This is a genomic window from Neorhizobium sp. T7_12 (assembly GCF_002968535.1).
GTDB classification, from domain to species: Bacteria; Pseudomonadota; Alphaproteobacteria; order Rhizobiales; family Rhizobiaceae; genus Neorhizobium; species Neorhizobium tomejilense.
Genome location: NZ_PVBK01000012.1, coordinates 128960 through 146390, shown reverse-complemented (window position 1 = coordinate 146390; position 17431 = coordinate 128960). Strand labels below are relative to the sequence as shown.

Below are 17431 nucleotides of genomic sequence, written 5' to 3'. Positions count from 1 at the left end.
AGAACGGCCGCGGCGTGGCATATCTCTTCTCCCCAGCGGGGAGAAGGTGCCGGCAGGCGGATGAGGGGCCCACAGTCCCGCAGCATATCGCGACGGATAAGACCCACCGATCTTAAATCTTGAACACCGCCGTCACCGGGACGTGGTCCGAAGGCTGGTTCCAGCCGCGGGCTTCCTTCAGCACGTCGATGCGGTCGAGGAACGGCCCGAGATCGGGCGAGGACCAGATATGGTCGAGCCGCCGGCCCTTGTTCGCCGCTTCCCAGTCCTTGGCGCGGTAGCTCCACCACGTGTAGATCTTTTCGGGCTCCGGCGTGTGCTGGCGCATCAGGTCGAGCCAGCCGCCCTTGGCGATGATCTCCTTCATGCCCTCGGTCTCGACAGGCGTATGGCTGACGATCTTCAGGAGCTGCTTGTGCGACCAGACGTCGTGCTCCAGCGGGGCGATATTGAGGTCGCCGACGAGGACAGAGGAAATGCCGGGCATGGCATCGGCCTTCAGCGCCTTCATCTCCTCGATGAAATCGAGCTTGTGGCCGAATTTCGGGTTGATCGTCCGGTCCGGCTCGTCGCCGCCGGCGGGCACGTAGAAATTATGCAGGCGGATTCGCCGCGAGCCGCGTTCGAAGAGCGCCGAGATGTGCCGGGCATCGCCGACATTGCAGTAGTTCTGGCGATGGTCTTCGAGGAGCGGCACTTTCGAGGCGATGGCGACGCCGTGATAGCCCTTCTGGCCGTGGATGATGATGTGCTGGTAACCGAGGTCCTTCAGCGGCTGCAGCGGGAACTCGGGCTCCTGGCACTTGATTTCCTGCAGGCAGAGAATGTCCGGCTTGTGGCGGACGAGGAACTGCTGGACGATCGGCATGCGCAGCCGCACGGAGTTGATATTCCAGGTCGCAATCGAAAATGTCATGATATCCCTCGGGGCTCTGCCCCGCGAGCTTTAGGGAATTTTGCCGTCCGTGAGAAGCAAAAAGGGCCGCCCAGCCAGGCGCAGCCCTTCATTGATTTCAGGCCCTGCCGCGGTCAGCCCTTGCGGACGTCCTCATAGGGGATGATGAAGACCTTATCGTCGAGTTTGACCCCGTTCTGGACGTTGTAGATCATCACCGACGTATCCTTGTTCTGGGCATCGGTGATCGTCCATTGGCGCAGATCGTAGGTCTTGGAATCGAACATCATGGTGATGGTCGAATCGCCGAACACGGTCTTGTTGCCGAGCACGATCGTAGTGAGGTCGGACTCTTCCTTGACGTTGCGGACCATCTGGTTGCCGAGGTCGATGCGGCTCGCCAAAAGCAGGCTGAGCGGCGTCTTGGAGAGCGGATAGATATCCCAGGTCTTGAGCTTCATATTGCCGATGACGACGTTATTGCCGTCGGCGATGACGCGGATCGGCGACGGATCCTCGAAATTGAAGCGCAGCTTGCCGGGACGCTCGATGAAAAATTTGCCGCCGGTCTGCTCTCCGCGCGGGCCGAACTGCACGAATTCGCCCATCATGGTTTTGACCGACGAGAAGTGGTCGGCGATTTTCTGAGCCGCAGCACTGCCGGCGCTTTGGGCGAAACCGAGGTTGGGCGCAAAGGCGGCCGCGGCCAGGCCCGCAAGACCCAGCGAAAACTGCCGCCGGCCAAGCGCGCTGGAATTGATGTTTGAAAGGATGGTCTTTTCGTTCTTCATTCTGGTCTCCTTTCGTTACTCCTCCGCACCAAAGGCGGCGGCTTGATGGCCGGCCCGTGGTTGATCACGAAAGCCTTACCGTTCGAGGATGTCGCCCTCGGTCGGCACCAGGATTTCGCGTTTGCCGGCGTGGTTGGCCGGCCCGATCAGCCCCTCCTGCTCCATCCGCTCTATGAGCGAAGCGGCACGGTTGTAACCGATGCCGAGACGGCGCTGGACATAGGACGTCGACGCCTTGCCGTCCCGCAGCACGATCGCCACCGCCTGGTCGTAAGGGTCGTCCGACTCCGCGAGGTTGGACATGCCGGCCGGGCCGGAACCGTCACCGTCCTCGTCGTCATCGGCCGTGATCGCATCGAGATATTGGGGGTGCCCTTGAGTTTTCAAGTAGGCGACGATGTCTTCGACCTCGGTATCGGAGACGAAAGGCCCGTGGACGCGCTGGATACGGCCGCCGCCGGCCATGTAGAGCATGTCGCCCATGCCGAGCAGCTGTTCGGCGCCCTGCTCGCCGAGAATGGTGCGGCTGTCGATCTTCGACGTCACCTGGAAGGAGATGCGGGTCGGGAAGTTGGCCTTGATCGTGCCGGTGATGACGTCGACCGACGGGCGCTGGGTCGCCATGATCACATGAATGCCGGCGGCACGCGCCATCTGCGCCAGGCGCTGCACGGCACCTTCGATGTCCTTGCCGGCGACCATCATCAGGTCGGCCATTTCGTCGATGATCACGACGATATAGGGGATCGGCTGGAGATCGAATTCCTCGGTCTCGTACATGGCTTCGCCGGTATGGCGGTCGAAACCGGTCTGAACGGTGCGGGTCAGCACCTCGCCCTTTTCCAGCGCCTGCTCGACGCGGCTGTTGAAGCCGTCGATATTGCGCACGCCAATCTTGGACATCTTCTTGTAGCGCTCTTCCATCTCGCGGACGGTCCACTTGAGCGCGACGACGGCCTTTTTGGGATCGGTCACGACAGGCGACAGGAGGTGCGGGATGCCGTCATAGACGGAGAGTTCGAGCATTTTCGGGTCGATCATGATCAGGCGGCACTTCTCCGGCGTATAGCGGTAGAGAAGCGACAGGATCATCGTGTTGATGGCGACGGATTTGCCCGAACCGGTGGTGCCGGCGACGAGCAGGTGCGGCATCTTGGCGAGGTCGGCCACGACGGGCTCGCCGCCGATCGTCTTGCCGAGCGCCATGGCGAGCTTCGCCTTGCTGCCCTCGAAATCCTTGGAGCCGATCATTTCGCGCAGATAGACCGTCTCGCGGGTGCGGTTCGGCAGTTCGATGCCGATCGCATTGCGGCCGGGAACGACGGCGACGCGGGCAGCGATCGCGCTCATCGAACGGGCGATATCGTCCGCAAGGCCGATGACGCGCGACGACTTGATGCCTGGCGCGGGCTCGAGTTCGTAAAGCGTGACGACCGGGCCGGGTCGGACATGGATGATCTCGCCCTTGACGCCGAAATCTTCGAGAACACCTTCGAGCAACCGGGCATTCTGTTCCAACGCATCCGCCGATAGCGAAGCGTCGCGGGCGACGGCCTTCGGTTCGTTCAGCAGATGCACGGAGGGCAGCTGGAACCCATCCGGCGCAATGAACGAGCCTTGGGCTTCGCGGGCAACACGGGCACTCGGCTTCGGCGGCGCGGCCGACGGCGCCACACGCTGCTGGACGCGGATGCCGTTGACGGTCTGCGGTGCGCGCGAGGCGACGAACGGCGCGTCATCGTCCTCGTCGTCATCGGCCAGGATACCGGCCGGACGCGGCGGCATGTCGTCCAGGTCGAAGGGTGGATCGTAGTCGTCGTCATCGTCATGGCGGGAAATCGGTGGAGCCGCCACCACCCGACGCGGCGAGGTAGCCCGCTCGGCGGGACCGTCGAGCGAGGGCTCCATGCGACGGCCGGGGGCAACGGATGCCGATCGGGCGCGGACCGGCTCGTTCAGCGTCCCGAACTCGTCCTCGTTGAAATCGTAGGGCTGGTCGAAATCCATCCGACTGCGCGGCTTGATGCCGGCAAGGCGACGCAATCTGGCCTGGGCGATATACCAGTAGTGAGCGATGGCGCCGAACGCCAGGAAACCGGCAAACCGGTCCTCGTCGTCCTCTTCCTCGACCTCTTCACGCTTGGAACGGGTCTTGGCGGCCGCAACCGGCTGGTCGTCGTCCTCGGCATCCTCCTCGAAGGCTTCGCCGACAAGGCCGGAGGCAAACAGCATCAGCCAGGCGCAGGGAATGACGAACAGGCAGCCGAGCACCATCGCCACGGTACCCGTCGGATAGGCGCCGACGAACAACGCGGGGAAGCGCAGGATCATGTCGCCGATGACGCCGCCGGTGCCGTTCGGGATCGGCCAGGTGAGCGGCGCGGGGAAACAACCCAATGTTGCGGAGGCGAGCAGCGTGCCGCCGCCCCAGGCCGCAAGGCGCGCCGGAACGCGGTCGTATTTGCGCCCGGCGATCAAAGCCAGGGCGAAGGCGAGCACCGGCAGCAGGGCGACGAGGCTTGCAAGCCCGAGGAACTGCATCATCAGGTCGGCGAAGGCCGCACCCGGAAAGCCGAGAATATTGGTCGGTGCATTGTCGGTCGCGTAGGAGAAGCTCGGGTCGGCGACGTTCCAGGTCGCCAATGCAGCAACCGCCAGCGCCAATGCGAGGAAAATGCCGAAACCGGCGAGTGCCAGCGCCTGGCGCCACACGAAGGCGGTGAGCACCAGGCGGGTGGACCGGTTTGCCATAGCCGCTGAACTGCTTCTGCCCATCGTTTCTGCCCGCCGTCCTTGAACGCAACTCCAAGCGCGAATCGGCAGCCTGAGACCTGATTCACGCAATTCCAGCGGAGAATAGCGCGACGGTGGTTAATGTCCCTTTAACCAAAACGGGCTCGGCGAAGGCTGAAAACATGAATAAAAAAGCCCGGGTCGAAACCCGGGCCAATGCAGCTTGCGCGGAAGCTGCGGCGCAATGTGCCACGGCGGCGGTTGCCCGCCGCCGTGAATCGTTGATCAGGAGTGATAAGCGGCTTCGCCGTGGGTCGAAAGGTCGAGACCTTCGCGTTCGGCTTCGACGGTGACGCGCAGGCCAACGATCAGATCGACGATCTTGTAGAGGATTGCCGAACCGATGCCGGACCACAGGACAGTGACGATCACGCCCTTGAACTGAGCCCAGACCTGGGTTGCCGTGCCGGCATAGCTGGCAGCGAAGTCAGCCGTCGAATAGTCGACGATGCCTGCGCCACCAAGAGCCGGGTTGACGAACACGCCGGTGAGGATCGCACCGATGATGCCGCCGATGCCGTGTACGCCGAAGACGTCAGCCGTATCGTCGTAACCGAACTTGTTCTTGACGGTCGAGACGAAGAAGTAGCAGACCGGCGAGACGATCAGGCCCATGATGATAGCGCCCATCGGGCCGACGAAGCCGGCAGCCGGTGTGACCACGACGAGACCGGCAACAGCACCCGAAGCAGCACCCAGCATGGAAGCCTTGCCGCGAGCGAAGGTTTCAACGAGGGCCCAGGCAACGATAGCGGCAGCGGTCGCAACGAAGGTGTTCATCATTGCAAGGGCTGCGTAGGCATTGGCTTCGAGGTTCGAACCGGCATTGAAGCCGAACCAACCAACCCACAGAAGTGCTGCGCCGACCATGGTCAGCGTCATCGAGTGCGGAGCCATCATATCCTTGCCGAAGCCGGTGCGCTTGCCGACCATGATGGCGCCGACGAGACCTGCGATACCAGCGTTGATGTGGACGACGGTGCCGCCTGCGAAGTCGATCGCGCCGAAGCCGAAGATCAGGCCGGTCGGGCCGGAATAGGCGCTCGGGCCGCCCCAGAACCAGACCATATGGGCCATCGGGAAGTAGACGAAGGTGAGCCACAGGATGGTGAAGAGGATGACCGCCGAGAACTTGATACGTTCGGCAAACGCACCGATGATCAGCGCAGGAGTGATAGCTGCGAAGGTCATCTGGAAGCAAACGAAGGCGAGTTCCGGAATGGCCGCACCCTTGGTGAAGCTTTCCGACATCGTCGTCGTGTCGACGCCTGCAAGGAACATCTTGGAGAAGCCGCCGATGAAGCTGTTGATCGAGCCGCCGTCAGTGAAGGCGAGCGAATAACCGTAGGTGACCCAGACAATCATCGCCACGGCAGCGATCATCATGACCTGCATCAGAACAGAGAGCATGTTCTTGGCGCGAACGAGACCGCCGTAGAACAGTGCCAGACCAGGCACGATCATCAGCAGGACAAGGATGGAAGAAATCAGCATCCAGGTCGTATCGCCCTTGTCGACCGTCATGGCCGGAGCTGCGGCTTCAGCGGCCGGTGCGGCAGCCGTCTGCGCAAAGGCGACGGCGGGCGCGAGAAGCGCCGCGGCAGCGGCACTCAGGCGCCCCAGAGTGGAAATCCTATTAAATTGCATAGCTAAAAAACTCCCCTGTCAAGCCGTGCTTAAAGCGCTTCTGTGTTGGTTTCGCCGGTACGGATGCGCACGGCCTGCTCGATCGAATAGACGAAGATCTTGCCGTCGCCGATCTGGCCTGTCTTGGCGGCTGAAGCGATCGCTTCCACGGCCTTTTCGACGAGGTCGGAGGGGACTGCGATTTCGATCTTCAGCTTTGGCAGAAAACTTACGGCATATTCGGTACCGCGATAGATTTCGGTATGTCCCTTTTGGCGCCCGTAACCTTTGACTTCGGTCACGGTCAGGCCCTGGATACCGACAGCCGTGAGGGCTTCGCGCACCTCATCCAGCTTGAACGGCTTGATAATGGCCATCACGATTTTCATCTGGCTTTCCCATCCTTTGTTTGTCCTCGGCCAAGGCCGACTCTCCTCATCGACGTCAAGATCATGACAACGACTGACGAGGTACATTCAAGGGGCGTGCCAGTTTCGATGACGCCTATAAGTTATTGAAATGTAAAGGCTTACAACGCAGGTCTCAAAAAACGGGCATTTGGATGGCGCAAATACGTCCAAAATTTGTGCAAAATTGAAAAATTGCACAACTATTAATCATTTGCCTTTTTCCGAATCAGTCCTTCCTGGGCGACCGAGGCGATCAGTGTGCCAGAACGGGTGTAAATGCTGCCGCGGGTCATTCCGCGGGCGCCGGAGGCGCTTGGGCTGTCCTGCGTGTAGAGGAGCCAGTCGTCGAATGTGGCGGGCCTGTGAAACCACATTGCGTGGTCGAGGCTCGCCGCCTGAAGCGTCGGATCGAAGATCGACGTGCCGTGCGGATAAAGCGACGCGTCGAGCAGCGTCATGTCGGAGAGATAGGCGAGCACAGCTGCCTGATAGAGGCGGTCGGATGGCACCTCGCCGACAGTCCGGACCCAGATGTCCTGCCGTGGTTCGAGCTTGTCCCTGGTCAGATAATGCACGAGCGAGGTCGGGCGCACTTCGATCGGCCGCTCCCGGCTCCAGTAGCGACGCACGTTCTCCGGCGCCTTCTTGAGGAAGAGCTCCTTGAACTCCTTCTCCCCCATCAGATCCTCCGGCTGGGTCACCGAAGGCATGTCGATCTGGTGATCATAACCGCCCTCCTCCACCTGGAAGGAGGCCGACATGGCAAAGATCGCCTTGCCGTGCTGCACTGCCACCGCCCGGCGGGTGGTGAAGCTTGACCCGTCGCGGATACGCTCCACCTGATAGAGGATCGGAACGGAAGGATCGCCGGGGCGCATGAAATAGGCATGCAGCGAATGCACGAAACGGTCGGCCTCGACGGTCCGCTGGGCGGCCATCAGGGCCTGGGCGATCACCTGGCCGCCGAATACTCGCTGCCAGCCAACGTCGGGACTGGTGCCGCGATAGATGTTCTCCTCGAGCTTTTCGAGGTCGAGCGTCGCGATGAGCTGTTCCATCGCAGAGGGGGATTCGGTCTGGCGCGACATTATGACGAACTCCGGCGATAGGAAGCGGCTGTCGGATGATCTATATCCACCACATGATATTCTCAAGTCTCACGGGAGTTTAGGCAAATGCTGGACATGCTGGTTGTTGGAGGCGGTTATGTGGGTCTCGCCGCCGCTGTCGCGGTCAAGCAGGCGGCGCCGCATCTGCAGGTCGAGGTGATCGAAGCGGCTCCTGCCGGCGTCTGGGAAAAGGACGAGCGGGCCTCCGCCATCATCGCCGCCGCAACCCGCATGCTCGACGTCATCGGCGTCTGGAACGAGATTGCCGTGGACGCCCAGGCGATCAACCGGATGGTCGTCACCGACAGCCGCACGTCCGATCCGGTGCGGCCGGTCTTCCTCACCTTCGACGGCGAAATCGAGGAAGGCAGGCCGTTCGCCCACATGGTGCCGAACGTCGCCATGGTGCGGGCGCTGCGCGGCGCCGCCGAACGCCTCGGGATTGCCATCCGCCACGGACTTTCCGCCACCGGCTTCCAGTCCGGCAGCACCCGTTGCACCGTGTCGCTCTCCGACGGCTCGGCCGTCGAGACCCGCCTTCTGGTCGCCTGCGACGGCGTGCGCTCCAAACTGCGCGACATGGCCGGCATCAAGACCGTCACCTGGGATTACGGCCAATCGGGCATCGTCGCGACGGTTGCCCACGAGCGGCCGCATGAAGGCGTGGCGGAAGAACATTTCCTGCCGTCCGGCCCGTTTGCCATCCTGCCGCTCACCAACAACCGTTCCTCGCTGGTGTGGACCGAACGGACGGCGGAGGCCAACCGGCTGGTCGCCGCCGACGATCTGGTGTTCGAGGAAGAGCTGCAGCGCCGTTTCGGCCATAAGCTCGGCGAGCTGACGGTGGTCGGCGACAAACGCGCCTTCCCGCTCGGCCTGACGCTCGCCCGCGCCTTCGTGGCCCCGCGCGTCGCCCTTGCCGGCGATGCGGCGCACGGCATCCACCCGATTTCCGGCCAGGGCCTCAATCTCGGCTTCAAGGACGTCGCGGCACTTGCCGAGACGGTGGTCGAAGCCGACCGGCTCGGCCTCGACATCGGCGCGCTCAACGTGCTGGAGCGCTATCAGTCCTGGCGACGGTTCGATACGTTCCGCATGGGCGTGACGACCGACGTGCTGAACCGGCTGTTCTCCAACGACATCACCCCGATCCGCATCGCCCGCGACTTCGGGTTAGGCATCGTCGAAAAACTCCCGAAGCTGAAGACCTTCTTCATCGACCAGGCGGCCGGAAAGAGCGGCGAAGAAGGCCCCAAACTGCTCGCGGGCGAGGCGATCTAGCCACCCGTCCGGCAACCTCTCAGTCTTCGATCTTGCGGGCCTCGGAAATCAGCATGATCGGAATCCCGTCGCGGATCGGGTAGGCAAGCTGCGCCTTCTGGGAGATGAGCTCGTTGGTTTCCCGATTGAGGGATAGCCGGCTCTTGGAGAGCGGGCAGACGAGCAGGTCGAGCAGTTTCGGATCGACCTTGCTGAGTTTCTCGTCCATGCGCTTGGGCCTTACTGGAGGATGGTGTCGGAATCGCCGAAATCGCGCGCCAGCAGGATTTCCGTGATGGCGATCAGCGTTTCGGCGCGTGTACGCAGGTCCGGCGCTTCGAGGAGAGCCTGTTTCTCGGCAGGTCCGAAGGGCGACATCATCGACAGGGAGTTGACGAGCGTGCGGTTGCCGGCGCGCTCGACGCTTTCCCAATCCGCTTCCAGCTTGTTGGCGTCGAGATAGGCGCGGAAGACGCGCAGCAATTCGGCACGGTCGACCGTACCCTCGTCGTCCTCGGTGGAGAGGTCCGTCATCATCGGCGCGATCTTGAAGGTGCGATAGGGATGGCCGTGGCCCACCTCCTCGATGAGCCGGAACCGGCAGATGCCGCTGATCGAGGTGATGTATCGGCCGTCACCGGTTTCGGCAAACGATGTGATGCGGCCGATGCAGCCGACCGTCGAGAGCGGAGCCCGCGGGCCTTCGACGGCCTCGCCGGATTCAAGCAACGACGGCTGTACGATACCGATCAGCCGGTTACCTGCAAGCGCCGCGTCGAACATGGCGAGATACCGTGGCTCGAAGATGTTGAGCGGCAGCTGTCCGCCCGGCAGAAGCAACGCGCCGGTAAGAGGAAAGACAGGAACCGTCTCCGGCAGATCCTCCCGCTTCAGATATCTCGCATTTCCCACATGCATGGGTCCGACACCTCCCAGACGACCACTGGCTCAGACCAAAGATTCGCCGCTCGGAATAATGTGGGGCACCCACCGGAGAACGCAAGGCCAATCCTTGAGGATTGGCCTTGGCTGCGAACACGGACCCGTGTTTACGAAAACAGGTCCCCGTCTACGAAAACAGGATTGAGGACAGGCGGCGGCGGGCGGCGATCGTCGCCGGATCCTTCGGTCCCCAGACATCAAAGAATGCCAGGAGCTGGCGGCGGGCGCCGTCGTCGTCGAACGTGCGGTCCTTGCGCATGATCGTCAGCAGATGCTCGGCAGCCTTGTCCCGTTCGCCCTGGACGTTGAGGATCTTGGCGAGCTTCAGGCGGGCATCGTGGTCGTCCGGGTTGGCATCGAGCTGGCGCTCGAGAGCCACCGGATCGCCGAGCTTGCGGGCTTCCTCGATCTGCTCGAGTTTCTTGGCGACCGCCTGGATCACCGGTTCCTTGGCAAGCTCTTCCGGGAGGGAGGCCAGCATCTGGCTGGCACGCGCCGTCTCGCCCATTGCGATCAGGCACTGCATCATCCCCGCGGCGGCCTTGGCATTTTCCGGATCTGCCTGCAGGACGGCGCCGTAAAGCTGGGCGGCTTCCTGGATTTCACCGCCGACAAGCAGGGTCTCTGCCTCGGCGAGAGCCGCTTCGATCTCGGCAGCCTGGTCGGCGCCCGGAGGTCCTGCGAGCTTGTCGATGAACTGGCGAACCTGGCTTTCCGGCACCGCGCCCATGAAACCGTCGACCGGACGGCCGTCGACGAAGGCGATGACCGCCGGGATCGACTGGATGCCGAGCTGGCCCGGGATCGACGGGTGATCGTCGATATTCATCTTGACGAGCTTGACCCGGCCCTGGCCTTCGTTGACGACCTTTTCGAGCACCGGCGTCAGCTGCTTGCAGGGACCGCACCAGGGCGCCCAGAAATCGACGAGAACCGGCTGGCGGCGCGATTCTTCGAGCACGTCCTTGGTGAAGCCGGCGGTGCTGGTGTCGGATACGTAGACCCCGGCAGGACCGGATGCGGCCGGCGCCGCCCCAAAGCTTGCCGAAGCAGTCATCTGCCCGCCGTAGGAACCGCCATAGGGGTTATTGCTGCCGCTCATGAATGTTCTCCCGGGAACGCTTTCGCATCTTTGCCATATAGGCTGCAAAGATCGTATGTCAGTCCGTCACTTTCAAGACAAGCGGCTGATGGCCGGTCGCCTCCAGAAAGCGGATGAGATCGCTGCTGGCGATGGAGGTCGTGGCGTCGTTCGACAGCGGGTGGCCGTTGATGACGTCGTGCTTCAGCAGGTCTTCGTCGAGCACGAAGGTAACATTTCGGCCCGTATCGTTGAACGCGCCGAACACCGTCACCGAACCGGGAACCACGCCGAGATATTCCAGAAGCATTTCGGGCCGGCCGAACGAGACGCGGCTCGACGCTCCGATCATCTTGTGCACGGTCTTCAGGTCGACCGTCGCGCGCTCCTCGACCGTCAGGACGAAATACTGGTCCTTCTTGTCCTTCACGAACAGGTTCTTCGTATGGCCTCCGGGAATTTCGTCGCGCAGGCTTTCGGATTCCGCCACGGTGAAAACCGGCGGGTGCGTCTTGGTCGAATGGGGAATATCCAGGCTGTCGAGGAAGCGGAAAAGATCCTCGGCGGTTTTCGGCTTTGTCTCTGTCATGCTGATGGAATTGGCTCTGTTGGCGGGCGGGCGGACTATAACCGGAATGGTCGGGCCGGCCAAGACAGGTGCACACGATCTCGTGAGGCGCTTGACCTGGTCTGACGGCCGACCATCTAATCAGGCGTGGAGAACCGGCCTGCGGCATTCGATCGGCGGCCGGCAGCCAATTGATAAATAATAACTACTCCAGTTGACTCAGGTTTATTTCGCGCAGTGTTTCGCGCCCCTCGATACCGGCCCCGGCCGATATTAGCCGCTCAATCTCCAGTGCCGGCGCAGCGCCCGGCTTCCCAACTGAAAGGTCTGCCTCATGGTCACCTTCACGCTCAACGGACAGGAAAGAACGTTCGACGGCGACCCCGACACCCCACTTCTCTGGGTCATCCGCGATTTCGAAAAACTCACCGGCACCAAATACGGCTGCGGCGTCGCCCAGTGCGGCGCCTGTACGGTGCATCTGGACGGCATGCCGCGCCGCTCCTGCGTGACCCCGATCGCGACGATCGAAGGTTCGGACGTGGTCACCATCGAAGGCGTTTCCGGCAAGGAAGCCGATGCGGTGAAGACTGCCTGGGCGGGCCTTGACGTGCCCCAATGCGGTTACTGCCAGTCTGGGCAGGTCATGTCGGCGGTCGCCCTGCTGCAGATGGTGCCGAAGCCGACGGATGACGATATCGACGGCGCGATGACCGGCAATATCTGTCGATGCGCCACCTACCATCGCATCCGCGCGGCGATCCACAACGCCGCCAACTCGATGGAGGGCTGAGCAATGACCATCCAGGACATCAACACCACACGCCGCGCCTTCCTCGCCGGCTCAGGCCTCGTCATCGGTGTCGCGATCGCGCCAAAGATGCTCTCCGCTGCCCAAACCGGCGTGCACGCCGGCGGCGATCCGGCGCTTGCGCCGATGAATGCCTTCGTCAAGATCGGCACCGACGACACCGTGACCGTGCTTTCCAAGCACATCGAATTCGGCCAGGGTCCGTTCACCGGCCTTGCCACGCTGGTGGCGGAAGAACTCGATGCCGACTGGAGCCAGATGCGCGCCGTCCATTCGCCGACCGACAACAAGGTCTATGCCAACCTGAGTTTCGGCCTGCAGGGAACCGGCGGTTCGAGCGCGATTGCCAATTCCTACGAACAGATGCGCAAGGCAGGCGCCACCGCGCGGGCGATGCTGGTCGCCGCCGCCGCCGAAGACTGGAAGGTGCCGGCCTCCGAGATCACCGTCCAGAAAGGCCGCATCAAGCATGCCGCCTCCAACAAGGAGAGCGGTTTCGGCGCATTTGCCGAAAAGGCGGCCCGCCAGACGCCGCCTGCCGAGCCGAAACTCAAGGACCCCAAGGATTTCGTGCTGATCGGCACTGACCTGCCGAAGCTCGACACCCACGGCAAGACCAACGGCACGGCGGTTTTCACGCTCGACATCACGCCTGACAACCTGCTGATCGCCGTCGTCGCCCACCCGGAGCATTTCGGTGCGACGGTGAAGAGCTTCGACGATGCCGAAGCCCGCAAGGTGCAGGGTGTGGTCGACGTGAAGCAGGTGCCGTCGGGCATCGCCGTTTATGCGGACAACACGTTCGCGGCGCTCAAGGGCCGCGATGCGCTGAGCATCGAATGGGACCTCTCCAAGGCCGAGACCCGCTCCTCGGAGGAACTTTCCGCCGATTACCGGAAGCTCTTCGGCGAGAAAGGGCTGGAAGCGACCAACAACGGCAATGTCGACGACGCCTTCAAGGCCCCCGGCCTGCAGACGGTGGAAGCCGAGATCGTCTTCCCCTTCCTGGCGCATGCGCCGATGGAGCCGCTCGACGCAGTCTTCATCAAGGCGCAGGACGGATCGGTCGATATCTATAACGGCGCCCAGTTCCCGGGCATGGACCAGTCGGTCGCCGCCAAGGTCCTCGGGCTCGACGAGGCGAAGGTCAGGGTGAACACCCAACTCGCTGGCGGCAGCTTCGGCCGCAAGGCGCAGTTCGGCTCGCCCTACATACAGGAAGCGGCAGCCGTCTATGCCGCAACCGATCGTAGCCGTCCCTTGAAGCACATGTGGACCCGCGAGGACGACATTCGCGGCGGCTTCTACCGCCCGATGTATGCCCACAGGATGCGAGGCGCCATCAATGCGCAGGGCCAGATCACGGCCTGGGAACAGGTAATCGTCGGCCAGTCGATCATGGGCAAGGCGGATCTCGATGAAAGCTCCGTCGAAGGTGCTTCGAACCTGCCCTACGCGATCCCGAACCTGAAGGTCAGCGCCCATAACGTCCAGCTCTCCATCCCGCCGCTATGGTGGCGATCGGTCGGCCACACCCATACCGGCTTTGCAGTGGAGACCTTCGTCGACGAGCTGTTCCAGAAGATCGGCAAGGATCCGGTCGAGGGACGGCTTGCGCTGCTTGGCGAAAAGCCGCGTCATGCAGGCGTGCTGAGGAAGGCTGCTGAAATGGCCAACTGGGGTTCGCCGGCTCCGGAAGGCCGCGCCCGCGGCGTTGCGGTGGTCGAAAGCTTCGGCACCTTCGTCGGCCAAATCGTCGAAGTCTCGATCGGGCCGGAGGGCGCACCGCGTGTCCACAAGGTCTGGTGTGCGGTCGATTGCGGCGTCGCCGTCAATCCGAACGTCATCAAGGCGCAGATGGAAGGCGGCATCGGCTACGGCCTTGGCGCGGTTCTCTTCGACGCGGTGACCCTGGCCAAGGACGGCAAGATCATGCAGTCGAACTTCCACGACTACCGCTCCATCCGCATCAACGAGATGCCGGACGTGGCCGTCGAGATCATCAAGTCGAGTGAAAAACCGAGCGGCGTCGGCGAACCTGGCGTGCCGCCTGTCGGTCCGGCGGTTGCCAATGCTTGGCGTCGCCTGACCGGAGCGCCGGTCCGGCAGCTGCCTATCGTCAACATCGTTTCGTCCTGAGGATAAAACCCCGATGAATTGGAAACTCGCTATCACCGGCGTCGCTACCCTCTGTCTTTTCGTGGGTGCCGGCACGCTGCTGTCGCCCACCTCGGTCGCCCAGGATGCCAAGGCAGACGCCAAGACGCTGAAGCCCGCCGCGTCCTTCCAGTCGATCGCCAACCAGCGGGAACGCTCCGTGGCGCTCTTCCAGGAGGCCGGCAAGGTCATCCAGCACCCGCGCTGCGTCAACTGTCATCCGGCGACCGAACGGCCGCTGCAGGGCGCCAACATGCACCCGCACCAGCCGCCGGTCGTCCGCGGCGACGGCGGCATGGGCCTGCCCGGCATGCAGTGCACCACCTGCCACAGCGCGGAAAACACGCCCGTTGTCGGCCAGGCCGACACGATCAAGAGCATTCCGGGCAATCCCGCCTGGCATCTCGCGCCGATCGAAATGGCCTGGGTCGGCAAATCGCTCGGCCAGATCTGCCAGCAGATCAAGGACCCGGCCCGCAACGGCGGCAAGACCATGGATGAGATCGTCGAGCACATGGCGCATGACGAACTGGTCGGCTGGGGCTGGAACCCGGGTGCCGGACGCGAACCGGTGCCGGGCACACAGGCCGAATTCGGCGAGCTCATCAGCGCCTGGGTGAAGTCCGGAGCGGCCTGTCCGGCCTCCTGAGAATGAAGTAGCCACCGGTTCCGGCCGGAACCGGTGGTTTGCAGGGGCTTTGGCGGGATCGCAATTTTTCTTGGCGCCAATCGTCATTTCCCTGTTGCATTTGAAAAAGGACTGGGCCATATAGCGCCCGTCGCCGGCAACGAGCCACGACGCCACGGTCAAGCTTCACTACCACGGACCGATGGATTGATGAGCGGGTGTAGCTCAGTGGTAGAGCACAACCTTGCCAAGGTTGGGGTCGAGGGTTCGAATCCCTTCGCCCGCTCCAAATCTCCCTTTCAAGATCTTACGCAGCCGACCTGGCTCACGCCCTAGGTCGACGGCATCGCCCTTGATACCCATCCAAAGCGGGCTTCCACTCCGCCACCTTTCCCCATGAATCTGATAACTTCCGCATATTCACCAAATGCGGGAGATGCCATACTGGTTGCAACCACCCGGGCAATTCACGCCAATGATTCGGGGGTTGAACCGGAGATGTGCCGTCGTGGAATCTCGCCCGCACCACCCAAAGCTGAGTGAAAAAACCGCCGTCGAGACCATGCGACGCCTCGAGGGCATCGTCGCCTCTGCGATGGACGGGATCATCACCATTGACGACGAGCAACGGGTGATCCTGTTCAATCCTGCCGCCGAGCGCATGTTCGGGCTGGCGGCCAACGAGGCGCTCGGCCAGCACATCTCCCGTTTCATGCCGGAACGCCATCGCCCGACCCACGCGGCGCATATTCATCGTTTCACCGAAACCGGCGTGACCACCCGGCAGATGGGATCGCTCGGTGCCATCAGCGGCTTGCGCGCCGACGGCGAGGAATTTCCGATCGAGGCGTCGATCTCGCAGGTCGAGATCGGCGGCGAGCGCCTGGCCACCGTCATCCTGCGCGACATCACCGAGCGAAAGGCCGCCGAGGATGCCCTGCTGGAAAGCCGGCGACGCATGGAGGGGATCGTGGAATCGGCGATGGATGCGCTGATCACCGTCGATGAAGGCCAGCGGATCGTGCTGTTCAACCCGGCCGCCGAGCGCATGTTCGGCATCGCAAGCGAGGATGCGATCGGCTCGCCGATCGAACGCTTCATCCCCGAGCGGTTTCGGCATGGGCATGCCGAACATATCCGCCTCTTCAAGGAGACCGGCGTTACAAACCGCCGGATGGGTGCATTGGGGGCGATCAGCGGCCTGCGCGCCAATGGCGAGGAATTCCCCGTCGAGGCATCGATCTCGCAGGTACAGATCGGCGACGGAAAGCTGGCAACGGTCATCTTGCGCGACATCACCGAGCGCAAGGCCAACGAGGATTCCCGCCAGCTATTGGCCCGCGAGGTCGATCACCGGGCCAAGAACGCCCTGGCGGTGGTGCAGGCGCTGGTCTCCCTCACCCGTGCCGAAACCAAGGAGGCTTTCATCGTCGCAGTTCGAGGCCGCGTTTCGGCACTGAGCCGCGCCCATTCGCTGCTCGCCCAGAACCGGTGGCAGGGCGGAGACCTCGCTGCGGTCCTCACCGAGGAAACCCGGGCCTATCAGAACGTCAATCAGCTGATGATCGGCGGGCCCGCCGTCACTCTCACCCCCAATACCGTGCAGCCGGTCAGCCTCCTCATCCACGAGCTTGCCACCAACGCCGTCAAATACGGGGCATTGTCGGTCACGGAAGGGCGCGTCGATGTCTCCTGGCGCATCCTGCCCTCCCTGGAACTGGAGCTCCGCTGGACCGAGACCGGCGGGCCAGCGGTGCAGAAGCCGGAATCCAGGGGTTTCGGCTCCACCTTGGTGACGGAAGTCGCCACCCGTCAATTGGCGGGCGAACTCGACATCAGCTGGCCGCCAGCCGGTATGCGCCTGATCGCGACGCTGCCCCGATCCGTCTATCGGCCCGACATTTCGGCCGGCTCGGTCCTCGGCGAGGAGGTCGCGCCGAGGTCATCGGAACCCGGCTCGGCGGGGCGGATACTTGTCGTCGAGGACGAGACCCTCATCGCCATGGAGCTCTGCAGCGAACTTGAATCGCGCGGCTGGGAAATTGTCGGACCGGCGGCAACTGCCGATGAAGCCATGCGCCTGGTCGACAGCTCGCAGCTTCCCGACGTCGCCGTCCTCGATGTCAATCTCGGGGGAAAGCCCGTCTATCCGTTTGCGGAATGGCTGCAGACCCACGGCGTGCCCTTCCTGTTCTGCACCGGATATGAGCAGCTCGACGATCACCACGGTTTCAGAAACCGGACGACCATCCGGAAGCCTGTAAATATGGCGCTGCTGGAAGGCGAACTGCGCCGCATGATCCAGCCGACATAGCCGGAAAACGGCAAACGCCGCCGGCTTTCGGGGCCGGCAGCGTCGT

General features: G+C 62.9%; 14 protein-coding genes, 1 tRNA gene and 1 pseudogene. 6 read left to right on the top strand and 10 right to left on the bottom strand.

The features are described from left to right. Positions 1 to 112 precede the first annotated feature (112 nt). The 6 genes from C5J26_RS22775 to tesB form a co-directional block, all read right to left on the bottom strand. Positions 113 to 916 (bottom strand): exodeoxyribonuclease III, encoded by an 804-nt coding sequence (locus C5J26_RS22775; RefSeq protein ID WP_105403849.1) that lies wholly within the window; start codon positions 914 to 916, stop codon positions 113 to 115. 113 nt (positions 917 to 1029) lie between these two features. Then, complete coding sequence (locus C5J26_RS22770) at positions 1030 to 1686, bottom strand: outer membrane lipoprotein carrier protein LolA (protein WP_038590969.1); 657 nt, start codon at positions 1684 to 1686, stop codon at positions 1030 to 1032. A gap of 75 nt (positions 1687 to 1761) precedes the next feature. Continuing rightward, a complete protein-coding gene (locus tag C5J26_RS22765; RefSeq protein WP_105403848.1) occupies positions 1762 to 4461 on the bottom strand; it encodes a DNA translocase FtsK in 2700 nt (899 codons plus the stop codon). A 243-nt stretch (positions 4462 to 4704) separates the two neighbouring features. Then, on the bottom strand, positions 4705 to 6126 hold the full coding sequence (locus C5J26_RS22760) for an ammonium transporter (RefSeq protein ID WP_105403847.1): 1422 nt from the start codon (positions 6124 to 6126) through the stop codon (positions 4705 to 4707). A gap of 29 nt (positions 6127 to 6155) precedes the next feature. Then, a complete protein-coding gene (locus C5J26_RS22755) occupies positions 6156 to 6494 on the bottom strand; it encodes a P-II family nitrogen regulator (protein WP_105403846.1) in 339 nt (112 codons plus the stop codon). 224 nt (positions 6495 to 6718) lie between these two features. Continuing rightward, positions 6719 to 7603 carry an acyl-CoA thioesterase II gene (gene tesB, locus C5J26_RS22750; RefSeq protein ID WP_105403845.1) on the bottom strand — a complete coding sequence of 295 codons (885 nt, stop codon included), beginning with the start codon at positions 7601 to 7603 and terminating at the stop codon, positions 6719 to 6721. Between the two features lie 84 nt (positions 7604 to 7687). Between tesB and C5J26_RS22745 the strand changes: the two are divergent. Then, positions 7688 to 8905, top strand: a pseudogene (locus C5J26_RS22745) (ubiquinone biosynthesis hydroxylase); the annotation flags it as partial. 19 nt (positions 8906 to 8924) lie between these two features. Here the strand turns inward: C5J26_RS22745 and C5J26_RS22740 are convergent. From C5J26_RS22740 to C5J26_RS22725, 4 genes are all read right to left on the bottom strand, one after another. Next, a complete protein-coding gene (locus tag C5J26_RS22740) occupies positions 8925 to 9113 on the bottom strand; it encodes a Trm112 family protein (RefSeq protein ID WP_037081395.1) in 189 nt (62 codons plus the stop codon). 11 nt (positions 9114 to 9124) lie between these two features. Further along, entirely contained in the window at positions 9125 to 9802 is a 678-nt protein-coding gene (locus C5J26_RS22735) for an LON peptidase substrate-binding domain-containing protein (RefSeq protein ID WP_105403843.1), read from the bottom strand. Positions 9803 to 9953: 151 nt separating this feature from the next. Continuing rightward, complete coding sequence (gene trxA / locus C5J26_RS22730) at positions 9954 to 10928, bottom strand: thioredoxin (protein ID WP_105403842.1); 975 nt, start codon at positions 10926 to 10928, stop codon at positions 9954 to 9956. A gap of 58 nt (positions 10929 to 10986) precedes the next feature. Continuing rightward, complete coding sequence (locus C5J26_RS22725; protein ID WP_105403882.1) at positions 10987 to 11496, bottom strand: prolyl-tRNA synthetase associated domain-containing protein; 510 nt, start codon at positions 11494 to 11496, stop codon at positions 10987 to 10989. Positions 11497 to 11809: 313 nt separating this feature from the next. Between C5J26_RS22725 and C5J26_RS22720 the strand changes: the two genes are divergently transcribed. The 5 genes from C5J26_RS22720 (at position 11810) to C5J26_RS22700 (ending at position 17385) form a co-directional block, all read left to right on the top strand. After that, entirely contained in the window at positions 11810 to 12268 is a 459-nt protein-coding gene (locus C5J26_RS22720; RefSeq protein ID WP_105403841.1) for a (2Fe-2S)-binding protein, read from the top strand. A 3-nt stretch (positions 12269 to 12271) separates the two neighbouring features. Next, the gene (locus tag C5J26_RS22715) at positions 12272 to 14425 is read left to right on the top strand and encodes a xanthine dehydrogenase family protein molybdopterin-binding subunit (protein WP_105403840.1); all 2154 of its coding nucleotides are present in this window, start codon (positions 12272 to 12274) and stop codon (positions 14423 to 14425) included. Between the two features lie 13 nt (positions 14426 to 14438). Further along, positions 14439 to 15092: an Isoquinoline 1-oxidoreductase subunit gene (locus tag C5J26_RS22710; RefSeq protein ID WP_105403839.1), complete on the top strand. Its 654-nt coding sequence runs from the start codon at positions 14439 to 14441 to the stop codon at positions 15090 to 15092. 193 nt (positions 15093 to 15285) lie between these two features. Next, positions 15286 to 15360, top strand: a tRNA-Gly gene (locus C5J26_RS22705). A 219-nt stretch (positions 15361 to 15579) separates the two neighbouring features. Beyond that, positions 15580 to 17385, top strand: coding sequence for a PAS domain S-box protein (locus C5J26_RS22700; RefSeq protein ID WP_105403838.1), 1806 nt, complete (start codon positions 15580 to 15582; stop codon positions 17383 to 17385). Positions 17386 to 17431 lie beyond the last annotated feature (46 nt).

What these genes read in the sequence shown, in the direction of transcription:
- C5J26_RS22720 (WP_105403841.1), top strand. Translation starts at nt 11,810, where the DNA reads ATGGTCACCTTCACGCTCAACGGACAGGAAAGAACGTTCGACGGCGAC.
- tesB (WP_105403845.1), bottom strand. Translation starts at nt 7,603, where the DNA reads ATGTCGCGCCAGACCGAATCCCCCTCTGCGATGGAACAGCTCATCGCG.
- C5J26_RS22760 (WP_105403847.1), bottom strand. Translation starts at nt 6,126, where the DNA reads ATGCAATTTAATAGGATTTCCACTCTGGGGCGCCTGAGTGCCGCTGCC.
- C5J26_RS22735 (WP_105403843.1), bottom strand. Translation starts at nt 9,802, where the DNA reads ATGCATGTGGGAAATGCGAGATATCTGAAGCGGGAGGATCTGCCGGAG.
- C5J26_RS22725 (WP_105403882.1), bottom strand. Translation starts at nt 11,496, where the DNA reads ATGACAGAGACAAAGCCGAAAACCGCCGAGGATCTTTTCCGCTTCCTC.
- C5J26_RS22715 (WP_105403840.1), top strand. Translation starts at nt 12,272, where the DNA reads ATGACCATCCAGGACATCAACACCACACGCCGCGCCTTCCTCGCCGGC.
- C5J26_RS22710 (WP_105403839.1), top strand. Translation starts at nt 14,439, where the DNA reads ATGAATTGGAAACTCGCTATCACCGGCGTCGCTACCCTCTGTCTTTTC.
- trxA (WP_105403842.1), bottom strand. Translation starts at nt 10,928, where the DNA reads ATGAGCGGCAGCAATAACCCCTATGGCGGTTCCTACGGCGGGCAGATG.
- C5J26_RS22740 (WP_037081395.1), bottom strand. Translation starts at nt 9,113, where the DNA reads ATGGACGAGAAACTCAGCAAGGTCGATCCGAAACTGCTCGACCTGCTC.
- C5J26_RS22770 (WP_038590969.1), bottom strand. Translation starts at nt 1,686, where the DNA reads ATGAAGAACGAAAAGACCATCCTTTCAAACATCAATTCCAGCGCGCTT.
- C5J26_RS22755 (WP_105403846.1), bottom strand. Translation starts at nt 6,494, where the DNA reads ATGAAAATCGTGATGGCCATTATCAAGCCGTTCAAGCTGGATGAGGTG.
- C5J26_RS22775 (WP_105403849.1), bottom strand. Translation starts at nt 916, where the DNA reads ATGACATTTTCGATTGCGACCTGGAATATCAACTCCGTGCGGCTGCGC.
- C5J26_RS22765 (WP_105403848.1), bottom strand. Translation starts at nt 4,461, where the DNA reads ATGGGCAGAAGCAGTTCAGCGGCTATGGCAAACCGGTCCACCCGCCTG.